The following is a 24,805-nucleotide window of genomic DNA, read 5'->3' on the forward strand; positions in this document are numbered from 1 at the left end:
GCGTTGCGGTCCTGCCTGCGGCTATTCCGCGTCCGGCTGCGACTTCGGCTGCGCCTTCTGGAACGCCGGCAGTTCCATGCAGGCGTCGTAGATCTTCGCGATCGCCGGGAAGCTGCTCAGGTCGATATTGAAGCGCTTGGCGTTGAACACCTGCGGCACCAGGCAGAGATCGGCCAGCGTGGGCGTGTCGCCAAAGCAGAAGCGGCCGGCCTTGCCGCCGCGCTCCAGGTTGGTCTGCAGCGACGCGAAGCCCAGTTCGATCCAGTGGCGGTACCACGCGTCCTTGACCTCGTCGGTCACGCCCACGGTGTGCTTCAGGTACTTCAGCACGCGCAGGTTGTTCAGCGGGTGGATCTCGCACGCGATCTCCTGGGCCAGGCCGCGCACATAGGCGCGGTCCAGCGCCGTGCCGGGCAGCAGCTTCGGCTCGGGGTGGACCTCGTCCAGGTACTCGACGATGGCCAGCGATTGCTGCAGCACGTGTTCGCCGTCGGCCAGCGCCGGTACCAGGCCGTCCGGATTGACCGCGCGGAACTCGGGCTTGAGCTGCTGGCCGCCTTCCTTGAGCAGGTGCACCGGCACATAGTCGTAGGTCAGCCCCTTGAGCTCCAGCGCGATGCGCACGCGGAACGAGGCCGAGCTGCGGAAATAGCTGTAAAGCTTGAGCATCGGATCAGACTACCTTGATGGTGAGGTCGCCCACGCCGCCGACGTGGCACTGCATGACATCGCCCCTGACCACCGGGCCCACGCCCTCGGGCGTGCCGCTGAAGATCAGGTCGCCCGGCTGCAGTTCGAACAGCTTCGACAGGTAGGACACCATCTCCGGCACCGACCAGATCAGGTCGGACAGGTCGCCGCGCTGCTTTTCCACGCCGTTGACCGTCAGCGTCACCTCGCCCTTCTCCGGGTGGCCGATGGCCGATACCGGCACGATCGGGCCGATCGGCGCGGACTGGTCGAAGGCCTTGCCGGTCTCCCAGGGGCGGCCGGTCTTCTTCGATTCGTTCTGCAGGTCGCGGCGGGTCATGTCCAGGCCCACGGCATAGCCGAACACGTGGCCGGCAGCCTGGTCGACCGGGATGTCGCGGCCGCCCTTGCCGATCGCCACCACCAGCTCCACTTCATAGTGGCAGTTGCTGGTGCCCGGCGGGTACGGGAAGGCGCCTTCGGTGCCGTCGGCGACGTAGCTGACCGCATCCGACGGCTTGCAGAAGAAGAACGGCGGCTCGCGGTCGGGGTCCGAGCCCATTTCACGGGCGTGGGCAGCATAGTTGCGGCCGACGCAGTACACGCGCCGGACCGGGAAGCTAGCGTTGCCGCCGCGCACCGGCACGCCAACGGGCGCGGGCGGGGCGAACACGAATTCGGTCATGCATCTCTCCAGATTTGTTCTCATCGGTGCTGCGGCGCGGGGATGCAGGGTTGCCGGAGGCAGCCCCCTGCGGCGTCGCCAGCAGACGCGCCCGGCGCAGCAGGGCAACAGGATACACCGCGCAGGTTGGCTCTGCGTACGACCGCATACAATGAAACAGGCATCCTCGCAGCGCCGCCGCACCGGACTGGCGCAGGTGACCCGATACTTGCCCGGCGCGAATCTTGCATGGCGCACTGCAACAGAGCCCAGCCATGACACGACGCCATCCGCCCCCTTCGCCCACGACGCCCGCCACGCCCGCCGCCGGAGGCCGGGTGTTGCGCATCCTGCTCGTGCGCGACCCGCTTGACGCCGACCCGCTGAACGTCGAGACCATCCGCGGCGGGCTGGTGAGCGCGGGCTTTACCGAGATCCAGATCGTCGATGCCGACCTGCGCCTGCCGGATGTGATCACGGCCACCCAGCCCGACATGCTGATCATCGCGTCCGAGTCCGCCGCGCGCGACACCATCGAGCATGTCTGCGTCTCGACCCAGCACGCGCCGCGCCCGATCGTGCTGTTCACCGACAACGACGACAGCCAGCGCATCAAGGCGGCGCTGACCGCCGGCATCACCGCCTATATCGTCGACGGCCTGCGCGCCGAGCGCGTCAAGACCGTGCTCGACGTGGCCTACGCGCGCTTCGAGCTGGACCAGGAGCTGCGCGCCGAACTCGACGCCACGCGGCTGAAGCTGGCCGAGCGCAAGGTGGTCGAGCGCGCCAAGGGCCTGCTGATGCAGGCGCGCGGCCTCAGCGAGGAAGAGGCCTACAAGCGCCTGCGCAGCATGGCGATGGAGCGCGGCCTGAAGCTGGTGGACGCCGCCCAGCGCGTGATCGACGTGATGGGCTGAGCCGCTCTCGCCTGGCGCTCGCGGTGCGCCGCCGCACGCGCTTGGTGCACCGCACACTCCTGGCGCTTACCGCCAGAGCCGCCCCGGCGCCCCTGCCACCCGTATGCGGCGGCCTCCTCTCCGCGCGCACCGCGTCCGCCCAATTCGCCCCGATCCGGGACATAGCCGCCCATATTTGTTGCACCGCACAGGCTGGCACACGCCTTGCGTCATGCAGGTATCGGCCAACGGCGGCCGACCGACCATTCAGGCGGACACGGCCAACGCAGGCCGCGCCACGCCTCGGACAACGGCGTCCCTGCACCGCAACGGTCTTCTGGCGAAGCCGGCTGCGCAAGGGGACGCCTTTTTCTTGGAGCCATGCAATGCCCTCTCGCCTCAGGTTTGCCAAGCCGCTGCACGCAGCCGTCCAGGATTCCGACTCGGCTGCCGACGCCGTGCCGGCCAGCACCGGCCGCCGCCGCGCGCTGGCCACCATTGCCGGCGCCAGCGTGATGACCCTGGTCGACCCGCTGGTGCGCGCCGGCGCGTGGGCGGCGGGCTCTGACGCGCCGGAGAAGACCGACGTGCGCATCGGCTTTATCCCGCTGACCGACTGCGCCTCGGTGGTGATGGCGGCCACGCTCGGGCTCGACAAGAAGTACGGCATCAAGATCACGCCGACCAAGGAAGCCTCGTGGGCCGGCGTGCGCGACAAGCTGGTCAATGGCGAGCTGGACGCGGCCCACGTGCTGTATGGCCTGATCTACGGTGTGCAACTGGGCATCGGCGGCCCGAAGAAGGACATGGCCGTGCTGATGAGCCTGAACCACAACGGCCAGGCCATCACGCTGTCGTCCAAGCTGGCCGAGAAGGGCGTCAGGGACGGCGCCAGCCTGAAGGCGCTGATGATGAAGGAAAAGCGCGATTACACCTTCGCCCAGACCTTCCCCACCGGCACGCACGCGATGTGGCTGTACTACTGGCTGGCCGCCAACGGCATCAACCCGATGCAGGACGCCAAGGCCATCACGGTGCCGCCGCCGCAGATGGTGGCCAATATGCGCGTGGGCAATATGGATGGCTTCTGCGTGGGCGAGCCCTGGGGCGCGCGCGCCATTGCCGACAAGATCGGCTTTACCGCCGAGACCACGCAGTCGATCTGGAAGAACCACCCCGAGAAGACGCTGGGCACCACCGCCGAGTTCGTGCAGAAGCATCCCAACACCGCGCGCGCGATGGTGGCCGCGGTGCTGGAGGCATCCAAGTTCATCGATGCGTCAGCCTCGAACCGCCGCAAGACTGCCGAGACCATCGCCGCCAAGTCCTACGTCAACACCGACATGGACATCATCCTGGACCGCATGCTGGGCCGCTACACCAACGGCCTGGGCAAGACCTGGGACGACCCCGACGCGATGAAGTTCTACCAGGACGGCAGCGCCAACTACCCGTACCTGTCCGACGGCATGTGGTTCCTGACCCAGCACAAGCGCTGGGGCCTGCTGAAGGAACATCCGGACTATCTCGCCGTGGCAAAGCAGGTCAACCGCATCGACGTCTACAAGCAGGCTGCCGCCGCGGCGCAAGTGGCGCTGCCCAAGTCCGACATGCGCAGCGCGAAGCTGATCGACGGCGTGGTGTGGGACGGCAAGGACCCCAAGGCCTACGCCGATGGTTTCAAGATCAAGGCCTGATGCAGGCCCTCCCCCGCTGATTCGCAGTGCCCCTGACAAAAAGGAGCCAGATGTGAATGCCATTGCCCACCCTACGCCCGATGGTGCAACCGTAGCCGCCAGCGCCGACCCCGACACCAAGGAGCGGGCGCGCCGGCGCGAGCGGGAAATCGCCGCGCAGGCCCGACGCGCGCAACGGCGCGAGGCGGTCGCCGCGCTGGTGCTCAAGGCCGTGCCGCCGGTGCTGGGCTTTGCCCTGTTCGTGCTGGCCTGGCACGGCATCGCCACGATGATCCCGGCCATCCCCACACCGGGGGCAACCTGGAACGCCGCGGTGCCGCTGTTTGCCGACCCGTTCTACCGCAACGGGCCCAATGACCAGGGTATCGGCTGGAACGTGCTGGCGTCGCTGGCGCGCGTGGCGGCGGGCTTCGGCCTGGCCGCGGTGATCGGCATCCCGGCCGGCTTCCTGATCGGACGCTTTGCCTTCCTAAATGCGATGACCGCGCCGGTGATCAGCCTGCTGCGCCCGGTCTCGCCGCTGGCGTGGCTGCCGATCGGGCTGCTGCTGTTCAAGGCGGCCAACCCGGCCGCGATCTGGGCGATCTTTATCTGCTCGATCTGGCCGATGGTGATCAACACCGCGGTGGGCGTCACGCGCGTGCCGCAGGACTACCTGAACGTGGCGCGCGTGCTCGACCTGTCGGAATGGAAGGTGTTCACGCGGGTGCTGTTTCCCGCGGTGCTGCCCTACATGCTGACCGGCGTGCGGCTGTCGATCGGCACCGCGTGGCTGGTGATCGTCGCCGCCGAGATGCTGACCGGCGGCACCGGCATCGGCTTCTGGCTGTGGGATGAATGGAACAACCTGAAGGTAGAGCACATCGTGATCGCGATCTTCGTGATCGGCATCATCGGCCTGCTGCTGGAGCATGCGCTGCTGGCGCTGGCCCGGCGCTTCAGCTACGGCACCAACTGATACGCGGGGAGCAACGCCATGGACAAGTTCGTCAGCATCGAAAGCGTCGGCCAGACCTTCAAGACCCGCAAGGGCCCGTTCGTCGCCCTGCGCGATATCCACCTGCAGATCGCCGAGGGCGAGTTCATCACGCTGATCGGCCATTCCGGCTGCGGCAAGTCCACGCTGCTGAACCTGGTCGCGGGGCTGGCCACGCCCACCGCCGGCGCCCTGATCTGCGCCGGCCGCGAGATTGCCGGCCCGGGGCCGGAGCGTGCCGTGGTGTTCCAGAACCATTCGCTGCTGCCGTGGCTGACCTGCTTCGAGAACGTCTACCTGGGCGTGGAGCGCGTGTTCACGGCCAGTGAAAGCAAGGCGCAGCTCAAGGCGCGCACGCACGACACGCTGGCGCTGGTGGGCCTGACGCACGCCGAGAACAAGTACCCGCACGAAATCTCCGGCGGCATGAAGCAGCGCGTAGGCATTGCCCGCGCGCTGGCAATGGCGCCCAAGGTGCTGCTGATGGACGAGCCCTTCGGCGCGCTCGACGCGCTCACGCGCGCGCATCTGCAGGACGAGCTGATCAAGATCGTGGCGCGCACGCGCAGCACCGTGGTGATGGTGACCCACGATGTCGATGAGGCCGTGCTGCTGGCCGACCGCATCGTGATGATGACCAACGGCCCGGCCGCCACCATCGGCGAAATCCTGAAGGTGAACCTTCCACGCCCGCGCGACCGCGTGGCGCTGGCCGACGACAAGGCCTACCACGCCTGCCGCACCGCGGTGCTGGACTTCCTCTACCGCAAGCAGCGCAACCCGGCGCTGCAGGAAGCCGCCTAGCGCTTGCCCGCCGCGCCCGCCGTTGGCGGCAATGGGCGCGGCGGCCTTGCTCCGCTATCATGAACCCAGAACAGACTACCCCACGCCGCCATGACCACATCAGCCGCCCCCTTTCCCGCCGCCCGCTATATCAAGGAGATCGGCCGCGGCGTCAACGGCGCCCGGGCGCTGCCGCGCGAGGACGCGCAGGCCTTGTTCGACGCCATGCTGGCCGGGCGCGTCTCTGACCTGGAGCTTGGCGCCATCCTGATGGCCTACCGCATCAAGGGCGAGGCGCCGCACGAACTGGCCGGCATGCTGGAAGCCGCCCATGCGCACTGCCAGCCGCTGGAAGCACCGCCTGAGCGGCAGGTGGTGGTGATCCCCAGCTACAACGGCGCGCGCAAGCAGCCCAACCTGGTGCCGCTGCTGGCGCTGCTGCTGGCGCGCGAGGACATCCCCGTGCTGGTGCACGGCACGCGCGTCTTCAGTGGCCGCGTGACCACCATGGCGCTGTTCGAAGCCTTGGGCATGCCCCTGTGCGCGACCACCGCCGAGGCCTCGGCGCGGCTGCATGACGGGAACGGCGCCGGCCCCGGGCCGCTGGCGGTGCTGCCGGTGGACGTGCTGTCGCCCGGCCTGTCGCAATTGCTGGAGCGGCGCACGGTGATCGGCCTGCGCAATTCAGCGCATACGGTGGCCAAGATGCTGCAGCCGGTCGGCGAGCATTCGCCGGCGGAAGGGTTGCGGCTGTACAGCTACACCCACCCCGAATACCGCGAGACGCTGACCGATTATTTCTCGCACGAACCCGCCAACGTGCTGCTGGCGCGTGGCACCGAAGGCGAAGTGGTGGCCGACGCACGCCGCACCAGCCGCATCGACTGGATGCATGAAGGCCACCAGCAGACCCTGGTCGATCCGGCGGTGGGTTCGCTGGCCGAAGTCCCGGAACTGCCGCCCGGCAGTGATGCCGGCCTGACCGTGGCCTGGATCCGCCGCGTGCTGGACGGCGCGGTGCCGGTGCCGGCGCCGATCGCGATCCAGGTCGATGCCATCCGCGAATGCCTGCGCCAAGGCACCCGCGTGACCTGGGCCAGCCCGGTCTGAGCCAGCCCCGGGACCGCCGTCAGGGCTTGCGCGGGGGCAACGGGATGCGCTCGGTCTCGCCCGGCACGTGCGGGAACTGGTCTTCCTCCCAGCGATGGGCGGCGGCTTCGATCGCCGCCTTGCTGCTGGCCACGAAATTCCAGTAGATAAAGCGGTGCCCGTCGGTCGGGTCGCCGCCCAGCAGCATCACGCGCGACGGCGCCGTGGCCGTCAGCGTCGCGGGCTGGCCCGGGGTGAGCACCACCATATGCTCGGCCGGCAGCGGCTCGCCGTCGAGCGCCACCGCGCCGTCGACCGGATAAATGCCGCGCTCGGCATGCTCGGCCGGGATCTCCACGCTGGCGCCCGCGTCCAGCTCGATCGCCACGTACAGCGTGCGGCTGAAGACCTTGACCGGAGAGGTCTGGCCGAAGGCATCGCCAGCGATCACCACCATGCGCACGCCGGGCCGCTCGATGCGCGGCAGTGTGGCGGCGGGATGGTGGAAGAACGAGGGCTCGGCGCCCTCCTGCTCCTGCGGCAGCGCCACCCAGGTCTGGATGCCGTGCAGGCGGGCGCCGGCGGCGCGTACATGCTCGGGCGAGCGCTCGGAATGCACGATGCCGTGGCCGGCGGTCATCCAGTTGACATCGCCCGGACGAATCGCCTGGTCGCTGCCCAGGCTGTCGCGGTGGATGATCTCGCCTTCGAACAGGTAGGTGACGGTAGCCAGCCCGATATGCGGATGCGGACGCACATCCGCACCCTGGCCAGGTGGCAGTTGCACCGGGCCCATATGGTCGAAGAAGATAAACGGCCCGACGGTCTGGGTCGCCGCGGCCGGCAACAGCCGGCGCACGGTGAAATCGCCCAGGTCGCGCACATGCGGCTTGAGCAAGTGTTCGATAGCAGACATAACTCCTCCGGTGGAATAAGCGAGGCTCGCAAGGTGCTGCAGCTTGGTCGAGTGTAGCCGCTGCTGCAACAAATCATTCCAGCAGTGGGCAGAACCCCCTTGCCTGGCGCCGCTCTAAGTACAGGTATGCGGTGCCGGGGTATCGTTTCCGTCCCTCGAAGTGACTAATAGCTATCAATAGTAAAAATTGATTGATGGGAACTATGAAGACAATCGAGACTCCAATTAGCACTCACCCGGCCTGAGTGCTAAGATGCGTTGCAGTGCCGCCGACTCCCAGGAGGAGGCGCGGCGCACCGGCAACCGAACCGCCGGATGCGAAAGGAGCCATTGAGTGAACGCAGTCTTGTCTGCTGATCAAACCCTGTCGAACAACCGTCTGCCGACGGCGCCCCGGAACCCGGGCAGCTTTGCGCTGACCTTCCCGGCGACTGTAGGCAACCTCGACAGCTATATCCAGGCTGTCCACCGGATTCCGCTGTTGACCGCGGAGGAAGAGCAACGCCTGGCGCGCGATCTGCGCGACCACGATTCCGTTGATGCGGCCCGCCGGCTGGTGATGTCCCACCTGCGCCTGGTGGTGTCGATCGCCCGCCAGTACCTGGGCTACGGCCTGCCCCACGCCGATCTGATCCAGGAAGGCAATATCGGCCTGATGAAGGCCGTGAAGCGCTTCGATCCCGAGCAAGGCGTGCGCCTGGTGTCGTACGCGATGCACTGGATCAAGGCCGAGATCCACGAGTACGTGCTGAAGAACTGGCGCATGGTCAAGGTGGCCACCACCAAGGCCCAGCGCAAGCTGTTCTTCAACCTGCGCAGCCACAAGCAAGGCGCGCACACGTTCACGCCGGAGCAGGTCGAGGCCGTGGCGCGCGAGCTGAACGTCAAGCCCGAAGAAGTGATGGAGATGGAAACCCGCCTGTCGGGCGGCGACCTGGCGCTGGAAGGCCAGGTCGACGACGGCGAGGAAGAATTCGCCCCCATCGCCTACCTGGCGGATAACCACAATGAGCCCACCCGCGTGCTCGAGGCCAAGCGTCAGGACCGCATACAGGTCGAGGGGCTGGAAGAGGCCCTGGGCAAGCTGGACGAGCGCAGCCGCCGCATCATCGAGGCACGCTGGCTCAATGTCGAGGACGACGGCTCGGGCGGCGCCACGCTGCATGAACTGGCCGACGAGTTCGGCGTGTCGGCCGAGCGCATCCGCCAGATCGAAGCCGCGGCAATGAAGAAGATGAAGGGTGCGCTGCAGGCCTTTGCCTGACCTGCTCCCAGCCATGCAAAAGGCCGGTCCACTGGACCGGCCTTTTTGTTGCCCGCGACGCGGTGGGTGCGACGTTATGCCGCACCCCTTCGCGCCCCCTTACGTCACGACAGCAGCTGTTTCAGGTCGTGGGCAATGGGTTCCGGACCCTGGCCATGGCGGATAAACAGCCGCAGCTTGCCCTGCGGATCGAATACATAGCTGCCGGCGGAGTGATCCACGGTGTAGTTGCCGGGCGAGCTGCCCGGCACCTTGGCGTAGAACACCTTGAAGTCCTTGGTCACCTTCTGCAGCGCGGCCTCGTCGGCCGGGCGCAGCCCCACGAAGCGCGCGTCGAAGGCGGGCACGTACTGGGCCAGCAGCGCCTGCGTGTCGCGCTCCGGGTCGACCGTGACGAACAGCACCTGCACACGGTCGGCGTCCGGCCCCAGTTTTTCCATCACGGCCTTCAGTTCGGCCATGGTGGTGGGGCAGACATCCGGGCAGTGGGTGTAGCCGAAGAACATCACCACGGCCTTGCCCTTGTAGTCGGCCAGGGTGCGCACCTTGCCGGTGTGGTCGGTCAGCGAGAAGTCCTTGCCGAAGTCAGCGGCGCCGGTGATGTCGACATTGCGGAACGAAGCCTTCTGCTGCCCGCAGGCGGCCACGGCCAGCGCAAGCACGGCCAGCAGGGAGAAGCGGCGGAAGGCGGCGAACAGGCCAGAGGCGGGGCTTGGGCGGGGCATGGGGAGGAAACCGGTCAGCGGTGGGAGGGATACAGCACGCAGTATCGCCGATCGTGCCGCGGCGCCGCGCCGGCCGCGACAAGATGCCGCAGCCGGCTAGGCCCGGTGGCACAGGTCAGACCTGCGGCACGAACTTGAAGTAGTGGTCGACCAGCAGCGCGGCGAACAGCAGCGACAGGTACAGGATCGAGAAACGGAAAGTGCGCTGCGCCAGTTCGTCGGAATAGTTTCGGTACATCTTCCAGGCGTAGGCCAGGAAGCCGGCGCCCAGCGCCAGCGCGGCGGCGAGGTAGATGTAGCCGCTCATGCCGTAGACAAAGGGCAGCAGCGTCGCCGCGATCATGATCAGCGTGTACAGCAGGATATGCAGCAGCGTGTAGCGCTCGCCGTGCGTGACCGGCAGCATCGGCAGGCCGGACTTGGCATAGTCGGCGCGGCGGTACAGCGCCAGCGCCCAGAAGTGCGGCGGGGTCCAGGTGAAGATGATCAGCACCAGGAACCAGGCCTCGGCCGGCACTTCGCCCGCCACCGCGGCCCATCCCAGCGCCGGCGGCATCGCCCCCGACAGCCCGCCGATGACGATGTTCTGCGGCGTGGCCGGCTTGAGCAGGATGGTGTAGACCACCGCGTAGCCCAGGAAGGTGGCAAAGGTCAGCCACATGGTCAGGTCGTTGGCGTAGACGTGCAGCAGCCACATGCCGGCGCCGCCCAGGATGGCGGAAAACACCAGCGTCTGCGGCGTGGTGATCTCGCCGGTGGCCGACGGGCGCCACGCGGTGCGGCGCATCAGCGCGTCGATCTTCTGCTCGACCAGGCAATTGATGGCGAAGGCGGCGCCGGCCAGCAGCCAGATACCGGCGGCGCCGCCGATCAGCACGCGCCATGGCACCATCCCCGGCGTGGCCAGGAACATGCCGATGATGGCGCAGAAGACGGCCAGCTGCGTCACGCGCGGCTTGGTCAGGGCGGCATACTGCCGGGCAAGGTGCCGCATTCGGCTCAACTTGCCCAGGGGATGGGGGTGTGTAGCGGTAACCACGGAAGGGGTCTTGTCTTTCATGTGGCGCGGGCGGCGTTCGGCGCGGCGGCTGTGGCGCCGGCGGCCCGCACCGTAAGCCCAGCGAGCCCTATATTGTAGTGGAGGCGGACCAGCAGCAGCAGCAGCACCGCCGCGCCGCCGTTGTGCGCGACCGCGGCCACCAGCGGCCAGTCGAACACGATATTGGACATCCCGGTCGCCAGCTGCAGCGCCAGCACGGCCAGCAGCCAGCCGGCGGCACGCACCAGCCCTTCCAGCCGGCGCGCGCGCAGGCCGAACCACGCCAGGTAGCCCAGCACGACAAAGGCAAAGCCGCGGTGCACCCAGTGGATCGCCACCAGCGCAGCGTGCGGAATGTAGTCGCCGTCGGCTGTCATGCCCAGCTGGCGCCACAGCGTGAAGCCGTGGCGGAAGTCCATCTCGGGCACCAGTTGGCCGTTGCACAGCGGGAAGTCGGTGCAGGCCAGCACGGCGTAGTTGGTGCTGACCCAGCCGCCCAGGAAGATCTGGATCACCAGCAGCAGCAGGCCGATGCGTACCGGCCAGCGCAGCCGCGCGGCCTGCGCCGCGACCGCGTGCGGCGGATCGTTGCGCGAGCCCAGCTGGATCAGCACGGCCAGCAGGGCCATGCCCAGCATCAGGTGCGTGACCACGATGACGGGCTGCAGCTTCAGGGTCACGGTGAAGGCGCCGAACGCGCCCTGCACGCACACCAGCAGCAGCACCCCGGTAGCGAACCACGGCGACTGCTTCAGCTCGCGCCGCCTGACCCACGCCAGCACCATCAGCGTAATGATCAGCACGCCCACCGCCATGGCGAAGTATCGGTGGATCATCTCGATCCACGCCTTGGCCAGCGTTACCGGGCCGCTGGGCAGCGCGGTCTCGGCCGCGTGGATCGGCTCCATCGCGGCGTGCGGGTTGGAATGCCCGTAGCAGCCGGGCCAGTCAGGACAGCCCAGGCCGGAGTCGGTCAGCCGCGTGAAGCTGCCGAACATGATCAGGTCCAGCGTCAGGAACGCCGTGATCCAGGCGAGCTTGCGGTACTTGTCGCGGTCCCCTTTCACCAGCACGTAGGACAGCGGGAACAGCGCGATCAGGATGCCGATGATGGCCAGTTGCAGCAGCATGCCGTCCCCTTCACCCGATGCGCGAGACCTTGAGCAGCTTCTTCAGGTCGCCGCTCAGCTTCTTGGGGTCCGGGTCCTGCGGGAAACGCATCATCAGGTTGCCCAGCGGGTCGACCAGGTACAGCGTGTCCTCGGCGCGCTTGCCGGGCTCTGCCGGCAGCCACTGCCGGGCGGCCTGGCGGTCGATGCGCAGGAAGCGCACGCCGGCATAGGGCTCGTTGTAGGCGGCGACGAGGCGCTCGTCGATCTTGCCGTCGTCCGTGACCAGCCACACCGGCACGATGCGCTCGCGGTCCTGCCCCTGCCCGGCGCGGATCTGGCGGATGGTGAAAAGCTTCTTCGCGCAGGCCTCGTCGCAGGCGGACGGATCGGCGCTCACCAGCAGCCACTTGCCGCGGAACTGCTCGAGCGGCACCGCCTGGCCACGCTCGTCGGCGACGCGCACCGGCGGCATCGGCCGCTGCGGCTCGACCAGCGCACCGTAGTTGGTGGCACCGCCGCGCGGCTTGATCACGTAGTAGGTGAAGTAGGAGGCAATCACCGGCGAGGCGCATACCAGCAGCAGCATCAGCATCTGCAGGCGGCCGCGGTGCGTGCCCGCATCGATGCGGGGATCCGGGGGCGAGGCCGCGGCGGCCGGAGTGGAGTCTTGCTGTGCCATGGAGTACGTCTGTCCTTTGTCTTCGGCGAGCGCATGCGCCTGTTCGGGGCGCATGCGGTCATGTCATTCGATCAAGGTGCCGCCAGCCGGCGCGCGCGGCGCCAGCCCAGCACGATCACCAGCACCACCGTCAGCGCGGCCAGCCCGAACCACTGGAAGGCATAGCCATAGTGCCGGTCGGCGCCCAGGTCAGCCGGGGCCCAGTCGCGCGCCAGGCCATCGCCGGTATCGCTGCGCTGCTCGAGCACCAGCGGATGCAGCGCCAGGCCGGATTCGGCGGCATAGGCGGCGAGGTCCACGTTCTGGCGGATCTTGCTGCCGGCGGCATCGTGGCCCAGGCTATAGACCCGCGGCACGGCCGCCAGTGCCGTGCCTTCGATGGTGACTTCTCCGTCGGGCGTCGGGAACGGCGCAATCCGGGTGCGGTCCTGGGCATCGCGCGGCAGCCAGCCGCGCAGCACCAGCACCGCCTGGATGGCGCCATCGGCACCTGGCGGGGCGGTCGGGGAAGCGGAAATCCGCAACGGCGTCAGTACCAGGAAGCCGGCGCGGCTATCCCCGGGCTGGCTGCCATTGCCGTGGGGGCGATTATCCAGCAATACCGTGCGGGCCGTGTCGAAACGCCCGGTCACGCGGACCGTGCGGTCGGTCACAACTTGTGACAGCGGCGCCGTGCCCAGCACCACCGGCGGCAGTGCCGACAGCGCCTGGAGCCGCGCGGCCCGGGCTTCCTTCTCGTGCGCACGGTTGAGCTGCCAGTTGCCCAGCGCGCAGGTCACGGTGATCACCACCAGCGCGGCGGCCAGCGGCAGCGGGCTGAAGAAGCGGCGCAAGGTCATCGTCCCACCGGCACTGCGAATTTCGGCCCGGTGCGATAATGCCCTTTTCCGCCGCGCTTTCCGCCAACCCGCCCCGCCATGCGCATTGTCATCATCATTGCCTTCATCCTGATCATCGCCAGCCTGGCCTCGGCCCTGTTCTTCATGATGCGCGACCGCGGCAAGACGCCCAACATGATGCGCTCGCTGATGCTGCGCGTGGGCTTCTCGGTGGCGCTGTTCCTGTTCATCCTGTTCTCGAACTGGATGGGCTGGATCCACAGCACGGGTATCCGCGTGGCGCCCTGAGTCCCCGGCCGCGCCGGGCTCGCAAAAGACAAACGCCGCAGGCTGGACAACCTCTGCGGCGTTTCTCTTTTGCGTTGGCGCCGGCGGCCCGGGTCTGTCCCCTGGGCCCGCCGGCGGGTACGGCAGCCTGATTTACAGCCAGTACACCACGACGTAGAGGAACAGCCACACCACGTCAACGAAGTGCCAGTACCAGGCGGCGCCTTCGAACGCAAAGTGATGATCGGGCGTGAAGTGGCCCTTCAGCACGCGGATCAGCACCACCGTCAGCATGATCGCGCCCATGGTCACGTGGAAGCCGTGGAAGCCGGTCAGCAGGAAGAAGGTCGAACCATAAATGCCCGAGGTCAGCTTCAGGTTCAGCTCCGAATAGGCGTGCATGTACTCGTACGCCTGGAAGCACATGAAGATCGCGCCCAGCAGGATGGTCAGCACCAGGCCCTGGATCAGCTGGCTGCGCTTGCCGGCCAGCAGCGCGTGGTGCGCCCAGGTCAGTGTCAGGCCGGACATCAGCAGCAGCGCGGTGTTGATGGTCGGGATCGGCCACGGGCCCATGGTCTGGAAGGTTTCCACCACGCCGGCCGGGCCGTTGTTGGGCCACACGGCGGCAAAGTCGGGCCACAGGATCTTGTTGTTCAGGTCGCCCAGCCACGGCATGGCGATGGTGCGGGCATAGAACAGCGCGCCAAAGAAGGCCGCGAAGAACATCACCTCGGAAAAGATGAACCAGCCCATCGACCAGCGGAACGACAGGTCGATGTTCTTGCCGTACTGGCCCCCTTCCGATTCGCCAATGGCGTCGCCGAACCAGCTCTTGAGCACAAACAGGAACCACAGCAGGCCGAAGCCGCACAGGTACGGCGCCCAGCCTTGCCCGTTCACCCAGCCGGCTGCGCCGGCGCCGGTCATCAGCAGGCCGAAGGCTGCCGTGATCGGGTGACGCGACGGGCCCGGTACGAAGTAGTACGGAGCGTTTGCGCGGTTCGCACTCATTCTTTTATCTCCAGCTCAGAGTCTTTGATTCAGTAATCGTTGTCCCCGCCTTGGCACTGCAGGCCACCCGCCTCCTGTGGGCCGGCCCCGCCGCCGCGGTTGCTTTGTTCTGCGACTGCTTTTGTTGTCTACCCTTCCTGCCCTGCTACGCTGCCGCCTGGCTCACCACCACGCGCACGATCACCACCAGGATCGCGATGAAGACCGCCGCCGCGATCAGGCCGGCGATCACCACGTGCACCGGGTTCAGCCGCGCCATGTCGCGCTCGTGCTCCGCGCCCTTGCGCAGGCCGATGAACGACCACAGCACCGCGCGCATGGTCTGCGCAAACGACATCTTGCGCCTGACCGCGTCCTTCATCTCGTCCATCGCCCGTCCTCCGCATTGCCGGCCTGGCCGGCGGCCCGCTTCAGATGCCCTTGCCCGCCGGTGCCGGCTGCGGTGCCAGCTGGCCTTCGGGCGCCTGCGCCACCGGCGCGCCCACCTCGAAGAAGGTGTACGACAGCGTAATGCTCTTCACATCCTTGGGCAGCGCGGGATCGATCACGAACACCACCGGCATCTCGCGCGCCTCTTTCGCCTTGAGCGTCTGCTGCTTGAAGCAGAAGCACTCCAGCTTCTTGAAGTACTCGGTCGCCTGCTTGGGCGCGTAGCTCGGGATTGCCTGCGCGGAGATATCGCGCGACTGCCCGTTGGCCACCTCGTAGACGATCGTCGTCATCTCGCCCGGGTGCACTTCCATGCTGTTCTTCACCGGCCGGAAGGCGAAAGGCCCCCGCGCGTTCGAGTCGAACTCCACCGTAACGGTGCGGCTCTTGTCGACCTGCGTGTTCTTCAGCGAGCCGCCGTACAGGTCCCGCGTCGTCACCACGTTCAGGCCGGTGATGTCGCAGATCTTCTTGTACAGCGGCACCAGCGCGTAGCCGAAGCCGAACATCAGCGTCACGATCACGATCAGCCGCAGCATCATGCCGCGGTTGAATCGCTGCTCGGCTTCCCGGCTTGCCTGGTCCTGCTGGTCGACGCTCATCTCACTACCCTGCAGCTTCAGCCAAGGAACACCATCTTGGCGAAGAACCCCAAAAAGAAAACCACCACGATGGAAAACAGGATCAGGCCAAGGCGCCGGTTGGCGGCTTTCTGGTCCGGTCGGGATGGGTTTTTGTCTGGAGCCTGCGTCATTGCTGCTACTGCCTTCATCTGCCGGCTCGGGAGGCGGACCGGCGGTCCGCCTCCGAAGCCTTGTTGCGTGGCGCGCCGTTTAACGGACTTGCGGCGGCACTTCAAAGGTATGGAACGGTGCCGGCGACGGCACGGTCCACTCCAGGCCCTCGGCGCCATCCCAGGGCTTGTCCGCGGCCTTCTCGCCACCGCGGTACGACGGCAGCACCACGAAGAAGAAGAAATACACCTGCATCAGGCCGAAGCCCAGCGCGCCGATCGACGCGATCGCGTTGAAGTCCGCGAACTGGGTCGGGTAGTCGGCATAGCGGCGCGGCATGCCGGCCAGGCCCAGGAAGTGCATCGGGAAGAAGGTCACGTTGAAGAAGATCAGCGAACCCCAGAAGTGGATCTGGCCGCGGGTTTCGTTGTACATGAAACCGCTCCACTTCGGACCCCAGTAGTAGAAGCCCGCGAACAGCGCGAACAGCGAGCCGGCCACCAGCACATAGTGGAAGTGCGCCACGATGAAGTAGGTGTCCTGCAGCTGGATGTCGATCGGGGCCACGGCCGGCATCAGGCCGGTGAAGCCGCCGATGGTGAACACGAAGATAAAGCCGATCGCGAACAGCATCGGGGTCTCGAAGGTCATCGAGCCGCGCCACATGGTGGCGATCCAGTTGAAGATCTTCACGGCGGTCGGCACCGCGATCAGCATGGTCGCGTACATGAAGAACAGCTGGCCGGTCACCGGCATGCCGGTCGTGAACATGTGGTGGGCCCACACGATGAACGACAGGATGGCGATCGAGGCGGTGGCGTACACCATCGAGCTGTAGCCGAACAGGCGCTTGCGGGCGAACGCCGGCACCACGTGCGAGATGATCCCGAACGCCGGCAAGATCATGATGTAGACCTCGGGGTGGCCGAAGAACCAGAAGATATGCTGGTACATGACCGGGTCGCCGCCGCCGGCAGCCGAGAAGAAGCTCGTGCCGAAGTGGCGGTCGGTCAGCACCATGGTGATGGCGCCGGCCAGCACGGGCATCACGGCGATCAGCAGATAGGCGGTGATCAGCCAGGTCCAGCAGAACATCGGCATCTTCATCAGCGTCATGCCCGGGGCGCGCATGTTGAGGATGGTCACGATGATGTTGATCGAGCCCATGATCGACGACGCGCCCATGATGTGCATCGCGAAGATGGCCATGTCCATGCCCGGGCCCATCTGCACCGACAGCGGCGCGTACAGGGTCCAGCCGGCGGCGGTGGCGCCGCCCGGGGCGAAGAACGAACCGGCCAGCAGCAGCGCGGCCGGCGGCATCAGCCAGAAGCTGAAGTTGTTCATGCGCGCGAACGCCATGTCGGACGCGCCGATCTGCAGCGGGATCATCCAGTTGGCGAAGCCGACGAAGGCCGGCATGATCGCGCCGAACACCATCACCAGGCCGTGCATGGTGGTGAACTGGTTGAACAGCTCGGGGCGGAAGAACTGCAGGCCCGGCTCGAACAGCTCCAGGCGGATCAGCAGCGCCAGTACGCCGCCCGACAGCAGCATGGTGAACGAGAACAGCAGGTACAGCGTACCGATGTCCTTGTGGTTGGTGGCAAACAGCCAGCGGCGCCAGCCATGCGGATGATCGTGGGCGTGATCATCATGCGCGTGGTCGTGCGGATGGGCGATCGCGTCCGGGGTAGCAGTACTCATCGCAAATGCTCCTCTAATCCTGTTCTTTCTTCAGCGAGTCAGCCTGCTGCGCGGTTGCCCGCGAGGCTGGCCTGCTTGTCCGTTGCCTTGTCTGCGGGCTTGGCGTCTGCCTTCGGGGCAGCATCGCCGCCAGCGCCGCCGCCTTCCGGGAACTTGCCCGCGCGGGCATTGACGAAATCGCTCGGCTGGATCACTTCGCCGGTCTTGTTACCCCAGCTGTTGCGGGTGTAGGTCATGACCGATGCGAGTTCAGTGTCGGACAGGTGCTTCCAGATCGGCATCGCGTTCTTGCCTTCCAGCAGGATGTGCATCTGTCCGGCCTTCGGGCCGTTCACGATCTTGGAGCCGTCCAGCGCCGGGAATGCGCCGCCGCCCTTGCCGTTCGGCTGGTGGCAGACCGCGCAGTTGGCGGCATAGACCTTCTCGCCACGGACCTTCATTTCGTCCAGGGTCCAGGTCTTGTTGGGATCGTCGGCCTTGGCCGCCAGCTCCTTCTTCTTGCCGTCGACCCACTTGGCGTAGTCGCCGTCGGAAACCACGCGCACCACGATCGGCATGAAGGCGTGTTCCTTGCCGCACAGCTCGGCGCACTGGCCGCGGTACACGCCGATCTTCTCGGCCTTGAACCAGGTGTCGCGCACAAAGCCGGGGATCGCATCCTGCTTGACGCCGAAGGCCGGGATCATCCAGGCGTGGATCACGTCGTTGGCGGTGGTGACGATGCGGATCTTCTTGTTGACGGGCACCACCAGTTCGTTGTCCACCTCCATCAGGTAGGTGTTCGACTTGGGCTGCTCGTTGTTGATCTGCTCGCGCGGCGTGGTCAGGGTCGACACGAAGGAAATGCCTTCGCCTTCGCCCTTCAGGTAGTCATACCCCCACTTCCACTGGTAGCCGGTGGCCTTGATGGTGATGTCGGAATTGGTGGTGTCCTTCATGGCCACCACGGTCTTGGTGGCCGGCAGGGCCATGGCGATCACGATGATGAACGGGACGATGGTCCAGATCACTTCGACCGTGATGCTTTCGTGGAAGGCAGCAGGCTTGGCCCCCTTGGCCTTGCGGTGCTTGAAGATGGAATAGAACATCACGCCGAACACCGCGACGAAGATCACGGTGCACATGATCAGCATCATCCAGTTCAGCCAGTGAATCTGTTCGGCGATCTTGGTGACCGGCTCGGTCAGGTTGAGCTGGCGCACGGCGGGGCCGCCCGGCATGTCGCTGACCGCGGACGCCGCCTGGCTGGCAAGCAGGGACGCCCCGGCCAGACAAACTGCGGATGCCTTCTTCCACATTTTCATTTGTTATCTACCCAATTTACAGATTCAAATCTGTCCCCGCCGCCGCTCCCGCCGCCTCTCAGAGGCAGCGCAAGGCCGCTGCGAGCTCCTGCGCGAACTTGCGTCGCCGGTACGGGTCCACGTAACACCCCACCTGTACCACACGCACGCCCGAGCGCAGCGTCACCAGCGCGCGGAACGATTCACCCAGTTCGATCCGCACCCAGCACGGATTGAATTCCTGGCGCGTCACCCGTCCGGCGCTGGCTGTCTCCACGACCAGCGTGCCGTCGGTGATGCTGACGCGCTCATAGTCTGTCGCATGGCGCGCATACACAAGCAGGGCGATCCCCAGTCCGATCAGCTCGATGCTGGCAAACGGCAGCACGAGCCACGACCCTTGCCACGCAAAAAACAACGCGATGGCAAGCGAAACCGTAAGGATCGAGAGGTAAAACCAGCCGACCTGGCGTGGACTCAGCGAGCAATTCCGCTTCATCAGCCAGTCGTGGGGCAAGGAGGGAGGTCCGTCGAGATTTCCGCCGGAGTCACCACCTGCCGTCTGGAATGCGATACCCAAGTCTTGCATCGCCAACCACTCTGCATCGGATGCACACCCGGGACGATGGCGTCCGGACCGCACAGTGCGTGCAAACCAGGACGTTCTTGTGCCAGGGGACCACTGCGACAAACTGGCGCATTATAGGGCGCTTCCCATACACGGACAAGGGCGCGCCTTGACCACAAGGCTTGCGCGCCGCCTGATTCTGTGCATAGGCGCAATCCTCACGACCGCCCTGCCCGCCGCGCCGGCGCTATGTTTGCGGCAATCCCGCAGTGGCGCAAGTTAACACTGTTTTAACTTGCGCGGCGCGGTCTGGCACGGCCGATCTGGTCCAGCGGCACCACCGCGCGGCCCTGGTCGTCGACTGCCTGGCCGCCACGCGGCGCCAGCTTCCAGGCATGGCCATAGACGATCTCGAAGGTCAGCGGGATCACGCCGTCGGGGTTGCGCCGCCGCTCCAGCGCCTGGCTCAGCGCCTGGTACCAGCCGCGGCCGCGCAGGCCCTGCGGCAGCGCCCCGGCCGGCCCGCGCAGGCCGCCGAAGGCCTGCACCTCGCGCAGCAGCCTGGCGGGCGACTCGTAGGTCACGGTCAGGGTCTCCATGTCCATCACTGGAGTGGACCAGCCGCTGTGCACCAGCATGTCGCCGATGTCGTGCATGTCGACAAAGCGCAACGTATGGGGCGCATCGTCGACCTCGGCAAAGGCCGCGCGCAGCTCCTTCAGGGTGTCCGGGCCGAACAGCGAGAACAGCACCAGCCCTTCGTCGCGCGCCACGCGGTGCCACTCCGGGAACACGCGGTGCGGCTCCGGATGCCAGTGCAGCGCCAGGTTGGACCACAGCAGGTCGAAGCTCGCGGGCGCAAAAGGCAGTGTGGCAAGATCGCCCTGGACCAGGTCGAACAGCGGCCGCTTGCCCAGCATGCGGCCGATCCAGCCGGGCCGGCGCTGCGGGTCGCGCTGGCCGGCCTCGGCCAGCATCGCGCCGGAAATATCCAGGCCGGCGATCTGCGCATCCGGAAAGCGCGCGCGCAGCCCGGCCAGGCCCTGGCCGTGGCCGCAGCCGATATCCAGCGCGCGCTGCGGCGCCAGGCGGATCACCTCCATGCGCTCCTGCATGCGGCGGCCGATCTCGCCCAGCAGGAAGTCCAGCTGGCCGAAGCCGCGGCTGCGCCGGTCGAAGGCGAGCCGGGTCAGGCGCGCGGGCGGCAGGAAGGCATCGGGGCCAGTGGAGGAATGGGCGGCATGCAGGGACACAGGCAGACAGGGCAGCAAGAAGACCAGGAAGCGGCGCGGGGACAGATACACGATCAGGCCCCGGCGCCGGACGAACGCGGCCGCCGCGCCCGATGGGCCGCGGCCGGACGGCAAGTATACGCGCGCGCCGCGCTGGCTGCCGGCGCCGCCGGCCGCGCGCTGGCCGGCGCCAGCGAACTGCTGCTGCCAAGTGCCTGCGCGCTGTGCGGGGCGGTGCAGCGGCAGGTGGTCTGCACAGCCTGCGCCGCCGACCTGCTGCGCCCGGTGCGGCGCTGCCCCGCCTGCGCGCTGGCGCTGGGGCGCCACTTCCACTGCCCGGCCTGCGCCGCGTCGCCGCCAGCCTTCGATCGCGCCCACACGCTGGGCGACTACGCTTCGCCGCAGGACCAGCTGGTGCTGGCGCTCAAGTTCGGCCACGCCCTGCCGCTGGCGGGCTGGCTCGCGGCCAGGCTGGCCGCCGGACTGCCAGGGGCCTGGGCCCGGGAAGGTGCGCCGGACCTGCTCGCGCCGATCCCGCTGTCGCCGCAGCGGCTGGCCGCGCGCGGCTTCAACCAGGCCTGGGAAATCGCGCGGCCGCTGGCGCGCCGCCTGGGCCTGCGTGCCGACCCGGTGCTGCTGCAGCGCCAGCGCGACACCGGCAGCCAGCGCGCGCTGGACCTGGCCGCCCGGCAGGTGAACCTGCGCGGCGCCTTCAGGCTGACGCGCGCCGCGCGGCTGGACGGACTGCACGTGGCGCTGGTCGACGATGTGATGACCTCCGGCGCGACCCTGCACGAGGCCGCCGGCGTGCTCAAGGCGCATGGCGTGGCACGGGTCAGCGTGATCGTCGCGCTGCGCACGCCGTAGTGCCCGGATGACAGGGGATGGTGCGCGCGGTAAGCTGCGCACCGTTCTGACGAAGGGCGCAGTGCGCCCGCCATCCTCCCCGCATCATGTTCAACGTCGTCCTGGTCGAACCGGAAATCCCGCCCAACACGGGCAATGTGATCCGCCTGTGCGCCAACACCGGCGCGCAGCTGCACCTGGTCAAACCCCTGGGTTTTCCGCTGGAAGACGCCCGCATGCGCCGCGCGGGACTGGATTACCACGAATACGCCACCATGCGCGTGCATGAAAGCTGGGGCGCGCTGATGGCCAGCGAACAGCCCGACCCGACGCGCATGTTCGCGCTGACCACACGCGGGTCGACACCGTTCGGCCAGGTGGCGTTCCGGCCCGGCGACTGGTTCGTGTTCGGCTCCGAGACGCGCGGGCTGTCGCCCGAGCGCCGCGAGTGGTTCCCGTCCGCGCAACGCATCCGCCTGCCGATGCGCCCCGACAACCGCAGCCTGAACCTGTCGAACACGGTCGCCGTGGTGGTGTTCGAGGCGTGGCGCCAGAACGGCTTCGAGGGCGGCAACTGACTTCTACTCGGGCTGCACCCCGGCCGCGCGGATCACCTTGTCCCAGCGTGCCTTCTCGCTCACCATGGTCTGGCGCAGCGAGGCCGGCGCGGTGCCGGCCGGCACGAAATATTGCGCGCGCATCTTGTCGCGAACGTCGGCGCTGCCGATGATCGCCACCAGTTCGCGGTAGAGCCGGTCGATCACGGCCTGCGGCGTACCCGCCGGCGCCAGCACCGCCTGCCAGGAAATCGCCTCGAAGCCCGGATAGCCGGACTCCGCCACGGTCGGCACCGACGGCAGCACGGCGGTGCGGCCCGTGGTGGTCACGGCCAGCATGCGCAGCTTGCCCGCGTTGACCTGCGGCATCGCGATTGCAGGCACCATGAAACCCGCCTGCACCTGCCCGCCCACCATCGCCGTGGTGATCTGCGGGAAGCCGGGATACGGCACGTGCTGCAGGTCGATGCCCGCCACCGCCTTCAGCTGCTCCATCGCCAGGTGCGAGGCGCTGCCGTTGCCGGGCGAGCCATAGTTCAGTTCACCCGGCCTGGAGCGTGCCAGCGCGACGAATTCGCGCAGGTTGTGCACCGGCAGCCGCGCATCCACCACCAGCACATTGGGCGAAGTCGCCACCAGCGTAACCGGCGCCAGCTGGCGGAACGGGTCGTAGTTCAGGTTGCGCGACAGCGTCGGCGCGGTCACCAGCGGGCCGTTGATGGTGAACAGCAGCGTATAGCCGTCGGGCGCGGCGCGCGCCACCATGCCGGTGCCGATATTGCCGCCGGCGCCCGGGCGATTCTCCACCAGCACCGGCTGGCCCAGCGCGGTGGCCAGCTTCTCGGTCACGATGCGGGCGATCAGGTCGGGCGAAGAGCCCGGCGGAAACGGCACCACCATGCGGATCGGCCGCGCGGGCCAGGGTTGGGCGAAGGCGCTGCCGGAAGTCCCGGCGGCGCAGGCGGCAGCCAGCGCGATCAGCGCTTGTCGTCGTGTGGGCATGCGGTGTGGAGGGTCAGGAAGGTTGGTCGCAGGCGGTCATTCGTCGCGTGCGTCGCGCTGCAGCAGCTGCGCCACCGCATCGGCGGCGCTCAGCCCGTCGAACAGCACGGCGCAGACCGCGCGGGCGATCGGCATCTCGACGCCGTGGGTGGCGGCCAGCTCGGCCACCGCCTGGGCGCAGCGCACGCCCTCGGCAACATGCCCCAGCCCGGCCAGAACCTGTTCCAGGCTCTGCCCCGCCGCCAGCTGCTGGCCGACCTTGCGGTTGCGCGACAGGTCGCCGGTGGCGGTCAGGATCAGGTCGCCCACGCCGGCCAGGCCCATGAAGGTCTCGACCCGGCCGCCCAGCGCCAGCCCCAGGCGCGTCATCTCGGCCAGCCCGCGCGTCACCAGCGCGGCGCGCGCGTTCAGGCCCAGGCCCAGCCCGTCGCTGGCGCCGGTGGCGATGGCCAGCACGTTCTTGACCGCGCCGCCGACCTCCACGCCGGTCAGGTCGTCGCTGCCGTAGATACGCATCGCATGGTGGTGGAATGCCGCCTGCGCGCGATCGGCCAGCGACGGCTCATTGCCCGCCACGGTCAGCGCGCACGGCAGCCCCAGCGCCACCTCGCGCGCGAAGCTGGGGCCGGTCAGCACGCCGTAGGCAAAGCCCTCGGTGCGCCCGGCGGCATCGAGCTCGGCCCGCACCATCTGGTGCGGCAGCAGGTGGGTGCCGGACTCGAAGCCCTTGCACAGCCACAGCATCGACACCGGCCTGGCGCCGCGCGTGGCCAGCCGGCGCGTCATCTCGCGCAGCCCCGCCACCGGCGTGGCCACCACCACGATGCCGTCCGGGTCGTCCGCGGCGTGCGCCACGGCCTGTTCGAAATCCGCCTGCACCGCCAGCCGCTCGGATAGCGTCACGCCGGGCAGGTAGGCGGCGTTCTCGCGCGTGGCCGCGATCGCGGCGAGCTGCGCGGGGTCGCGCCCCCATAGCACCACGTCGTTGGTGGCCGCGGCGTGGCTGGCGAGGGCGGTACCCCAGGCACCGGCACCGAGGAAGGTCAGTTTCATGGCAGCTCGAACAGAAGATGGCGCAGAGGTTGACGCCACCCATGGTAGTCCAAAGTCAAAACGGGGCCGCAGCCCCGTTTCGATGATGGTTCAGTACGCCGGAATCAGTGGCGGGCCTGGCTGCCGTCGGGCATCACGATGCCGCTGTTGCCGCCTTGGGCACCCTGGGCTTCTTCCATGGCGGCCTGCAGGCGTTGCTCGTACAGCGCCTGGAAGTTGATTTCCGACAGGTGGATGGCCTGGAAGCCGGCGCGCGTGATCACGTCGGCGATATTGCCGCGCAGGTACGGGTACAGGATGGTCGGGCAGGCAATGCCCAGCAGCGGGTCCAGCTGCTCCACCGGCACGTTGCGGATATCGAAGATGCCGGCCTGGTGCGCTTCCACCAGGAAGGCAACCTTGTCCTGCACCTTGGTCGTCACGGTGCCCGTCACCACCACTTCGAAGATCCCTTCCTGCAGCTGCGAAGCGCCGACGTTGACCTGCACTTCCACCGACGGGGCTTCCGATTCAAGGAAGATGCCGGGCGAATTGGGCTGCTCCAGCGACATGTCTTTCAGGTAGACGCGCTGGATATTGAAGAAAGGTTGATCGTCCTGCTGGGTGTTTTGCTGGTCGCTCATGAAAGGCTTCCGGGAGGATGGGCGTTGGGCGCTTCGGCTGCAGCCTGCAAGGCTGGCCGGTGCCCGGTTGGGAGGGTAGGAGTATACCATTGCTGGTGATACTCCCCCCTAAGAACCGTAC

General features: G+C 67.5%; 28 protein-coding genes. 9 read left to right on the plus strand and 19 right to left on the minus strand.

What is annotated here, in order from left to right; all coding sequences use genetic code 11:
• Positions 1-21 precede the first annotated feature (21 nt).
• Together maiA and ACZ5MJ_RS16225 are read right to left on the minus strand one after the other, a co-directional pair.
• Entirely contained in the window at positions 22-669 is a 648-nt protein-coding gene (gene maiA, locus ACZ5MJ_RS16220) for a maleylacetoacetate isomerase (RefSeq protein ID WP_464220709.1), read from the minus strand.
• A 4-nt stretch (positions 670-673) separates the two neighbouring features.
• The gene (locus tag ACZ5MJ_RS16225; RefSeq protein WP_464220711.1) at positions 674-1,375 is read right to left on the minus strand and encodes a fumarylacetoacetate hydrolase family protein; all 702 of its coding nucleotides are present in this window, start codon (positions 1,373-1,375) and stop codon (positions 674-676) included.
• A 254-nt stretch (positions 1,376-1,629) separates the two neighbouring features.
• On the opposite strand from ACZ5MJ_RS16225, the gene ACZ5MJ_RS16230 reads away from it, so the two are divergent.
• From ACZ5MJ_RS16230 to ybiB, 5 genes are all read left to right on the plus strand, one after another.
• A complete protein-coding gene (locus ACZ5MJ_RS16230; protein ID WP_432259119.1) occupies positions 1,630-2,271 on the plus strand; it encodes an ANTAR domain-containing response regulator in 642 nt (213 codons plus the stop codon).
• A gap of 365 nt (positions 2,272-2,636) precedes the next feature.
• Complete coding sequence (locus ACZ5MJ_RS16235; RefSeq protein WP_464220713.1) at positions 2,637-3,947, plus strand: CmpA/NrtA family ABC transporter substrate-binding protein; 1,311 nt, start codon at positions 2,637-2,639, stop codon at positions 3,945-3,947.
• Between the two features lie 52 nt (positions 3,948-3,999).
• On the plus strand, positions 4,000-4,905 hold the full coding sequence (gene ntrB / locus ACZ5MJ_RS16240) for a nitrate ABC transporter permease (RefSeq protein WP_464220715.1): 906 nt from the start codon (positions 4,000-4,002) through the stop codon (positions 4,903-4,905).
• A gap of 18 nt (positions 4,906-4,923) precedes the next feature.
• Positions 4,924-5,727, plus strand: a complete 804-nt coding sequence (locus tag ACZ5MJ_RS16245) for an ABC transporter ATP-binding protein (RefSeq protein ID WP_464220717.1) — start codon at positions 4,924-4,926, stop codon at positions 5,725-5,727.
• Between the two features lie 90 nt (positions 5,728-5,817).
• Entirely contained in the window at positions 5,818-6,816 is a 999-nt protein-coding gene (ybiB, locus tag ACZ5MJ_RS16250; RefSeq protein ID WP_464220718.1) for a DNA-binding protein YbiB, read from the plus strand.
• Between the two features lie 19 nt (positions 6,817-6,835).
• On the opposite strand, the gene ACZ5MJ_RS16255 is transcribed toward ybiB, so the two are convergent.
• Positions 6,836-7,711: a pirin family protein gene (locus ACZ5MJ_RS16255; protein WP_464220720.1), complete on the minus strand. Its 876-nt coding sequence runs from the start codon at positions 7,709-7,711 to the stop codon at positions 6,836-6,838.
• A 334-nt stretch (positions 7,712-8,045) separates the two neighbouring features.
• Between ACZ5MJ_RS16255 and rpoH the strand changes: the two genes are divergently transcribed.
• Positions 8,046-8,975: an RNA polymerase sigma factor RpoH gene (rpoH, locus tag ACZ5MJ_RS16260; protein WP_464220722.1), complete on the plus strand. Its 930-nt coding sequence runs from the start codon at positions 8,046-8,048 to the stop codon at positions 8,973-8,975.
• Positions 8,976-9,079: 104 nt separating this feature from the next.
• Here the strand turns inward: rpoH and ACZ5MJ_RS16265 are convergent, their stop codons facing one another.
• The 5 genes from ACZ5MJ_RS16265 to ACZ5MJ_RS16285 form a co-directional block, all read right to left on the minus strand.
• Positions 9,080-9,700: an SCO family protein gene (locus tag ACZ5MJ_RS16265; RefSeq protein ID WP_464220724.1), complete on the minus strand. Its 621-nt coding sequence runs from the start codon at positions 9,698-9,700 to the stop codon at positions 9,080-9,082.
• Positions 9,701-9,815: 115 nt separating this feature from the next.
• Complete coding sequence (cyoE, locus tag ACZ5MJ_RS16270; protein WP_464220725.1) at positions 9,816-10,760, minus strand: heme o synthase; 945 nt, start codon at positions 10,758-10,760, stop codon at positions 9,816-9,818.
• Positions 10,757-11,869 carry a COX15/CtaA family protein gene (locus ACZ5MJ_RS16275; protein WP_464220726.1) on the minus strand — a complete coding sequence of 371 codons (1,113 nt, stop codon included), beginning with the start codon at positions 11,867-11,869 and terminating at the stop codon, positions 10,757-10,759. The genes cyoE and ACZ5MJ_RS16275 overlap by 4 nt, the downstream gene beginning before the upstream one ends.
• 10 nt (positions 11,870-11,879) lie before the next feature.
• On the minus strand, positions 11,880-12,530 hold the full coding sequence (locus ACZ5MJ_RS16280; RefSeq protein ID WP_464220728.1) for an SCO family protein: 651 nt from the start codon (positions 12,528-12,530) through the stop codon (positions 11,880-11,882).
• A 71-nt stretch (positions 12,531-12,601) separates the two neighbouring features.
• Positions 12,602-13,369: an SURF1 family protein gene (locus tag ACZ5MJ_RS16285; protein ID WP_464220729.1), complete on the minus strand. Its 768-nt coding sequence runs from the start codon at positions 13,367-13,369 to the stop codon at positions 12,602-12,604.
• 78 nt (positions 13,370-13,447) lie between these two features.
• Between ACZ5MJ_RS16285 and ACZ5MJ_RS16290 the strand changes: the two genes are divergently transcribed.
• A complete protein-coding gene (locus ACZ5MJ_RS16290) occupies positions 13,448-13,657 on the plus strand; it encodes a twin transmembrane helix small protein (protein WP_432259107.1) in 210 nt (69 codons plus the stop codon).
• A gap of 132 nt (positions 13,658-13,789) precedes the next feature.
• On the opposite strand, the gene ACZ5MJ_RS16295 is transcribed toward ACZ5MJ_RS16290, so the two are convergent.
• From ACZ5MJ_RS16295 to ACZ5MJ_RS16330, 8 genes are all read right to left on the minus strand, one after another.
• Positions 13,790-14,650 (minus strand): cytochrome c oxidase subunit 3, encoded by an 861-nt coding sequence (locus tag ACZ5MJ_RS16295; protein ID WP_432259106.1) that lies wholly within the window; start codon positions 14,648-14,650, stop codon positions 13,790-13,792.
• 145 nt (positions 14,651-14,795) lie between these two features.
• Entirely contained in the window at positions 14,796-15,020 is a 225-nt protein-coding gene (locus tag ACZ5MJ_RS16300) for a DUF2970 domain-containing protein (protein ID WP_432259105.1), read from the minus strand.
• A gap of 40 nt (positions 15,021-15,060) precedes the next feature.
• Positions 15,061-15,681, minus strand: coding sequence for a cytochrome c oxidase assembly protein (locus ACZ5MJ_RS16305; RefSeq protein WP_432259104.1), 621 nt, complete (start codon positions 15,679-15,681; stop codon positions 15,061-15,063).
• Positions 15,682-15,698: 17 nt separating this feature from the next.
• Positions 15,699-15,833 (minus strand): cytochrome oxidase small assembly protein, encoded by a 135-nt coding sequence (locus tag ACZ5MJ_RS16310; RefSeq protein ID WP_432260341.1) that lies wholly within the window; start codon positions 15,831-15,833, stop codon positions 15,699-15,701.
• 79 nt (positions 15,834-15,912) lie between these two features.
• Positions 15,913-17,520 carry a cytochrome c oxidase subunit I gene (gene ctaD, locus ACZ5MJ_RS16315; protein ID WP_432259103.1) on the minus strand — a complete coding sequence of 536 codons (1,608 nt, stop codon included), beginning with the start codon at positions 17,518-17,520 and terminating at the stop codon, positions 15,913-15,915.
• 38 nt (positions 17,521-17,558) lie between these two features.
• Positions 17,559-18,824 carry a cytochrome c oxidase subunit II gene (gene coxB / locus ACZ5MJ_RS16320; protein WP_464220731.1) on the minus strand — a complete coding sequence of 422 codons (1,266 nt, stop codon included), beginning with the start codon at positions 18,822-18,824 and terminating at the stop codon, positions 17,559-17,561.
• A 58-nt stretch (positions 18,825-18,882) separates the two neighbouring features.
• On the minus strand, positions 18,883-19,392 hold the full coding sequence (locus tag ACZ5MJ_RS16325) for a DUF2244 domain-containing protein (RefSeq protein ID WP_464223742.1): 510 nt from the start codon (positions 19,390-19,392) through the stop codon (positions 18,883-18,885).
• 269 nt (positions 19,393-19,661) lie between these two features.
• Positions 19,662-20,624: a methyltransferase domain-containing protein gene (locus ACZ5MJ_RS16330; RefSeq protein ID WP_464220732.1), complete on the minus strand. Its 963-nt coding sequence runs from the start codon at positions 20,622-20,624 to the stop codon at positions 19,662-19,664.
• Here ACZ5MJ_RS16330 and ACZ5MJ_RS16335 point away from each other — a divergent pair.
• Both ACZ5MJ_RS16335 and trmL read left to right on the plus strand, forming a co-directional pair.
• Positions 20,613-21,470 (plus strand): ComF family protein, encoded by an 858-nt coding sequence (locus tag ACZ5MJ_RS16335; RefSeq protein ID WP_464220733.1) that lies wholly within the window; start codon positions 20,613-20,615, stop codon positions 21,468-21,470. The two genes, ACZ5MJ_RS16330 and ACZ5MJ_RS16335, sit on opposite strands and share 12 nt — an antisense overlap.
• An 86-nt stretch (positions 21,471-21,556) precedes the next feature.
• Positions 21,557-22,027: a tRNA (uridine(34)/cytosine(34)/5-carboxymethylaminomethyluridine(34)-2'-O)-methyltransferase TrmL gene (gene trmL / locus ACZ5MJ_RS16340; RefSeq protein ID WP_464220734.1), complete on the plus strand. Its 471-nt coding sequence runs from the start codon at positions 21,557-21,559 to the stop codon at positions 22,025-22,027.
• Positions 22,028-22,030: 3 nt separating this feature from the next.
• Here trmL and ACZ5MJ_RS16345 read toward each other — a convergent pair whose 3' ends face one another.
• The 3 genes from ACZ5MJ_RS16345 to secB all read right to left on the minus strand — a co-directional run bounded on the left by ACZ5MJ_RS16345 (position 22,031) and on the right by secB (position 24,684).
• Complete coding sequence (locus ACZ5MJ_RS16345) at positions 22,031-23,008, minus strand: Bug family tripartite tricarboxylate transporter substrate binding protein (RefSeq protein ID WP_464220736.1); 978 nt, start codon at positions 23,006-23,008, stop codon at positions 22,031-22,033.
• A 36-nt stretch (positions 23,009-23,044) separates the two neighbouring features.
• Complete coding sequence (locus ACZ5MJ_RS16350; RefSeq protein ID WP_464220737.1) at positions 23,045-24,061, minus strand: NAD(P)H-dependent glycerol-3-phosphate dehydrogenase; 1,017 nt, start codon at positions 24,059-24,061, stop codon at positions 23,045-23,047.
• A 104-nt stretch (positions 24,062-24,165) separates the two neighbouring features.
• Positions 24,166-24,684, minus strand: a complete 519-nt coding sequence (gene secB, locus ACZ5MJ_RS16355) for a protein-export chaperone SecB (protein WP_464220739.1) — start codon at positions 24,682-24,684, stop codon at positions 24,166-24,168.
• Positions 24,685-24,805: the final 121 nt, after the last annotated feature.

The organism is Cupriavidus sp. LA-1 (assembly GCF_055385985.1).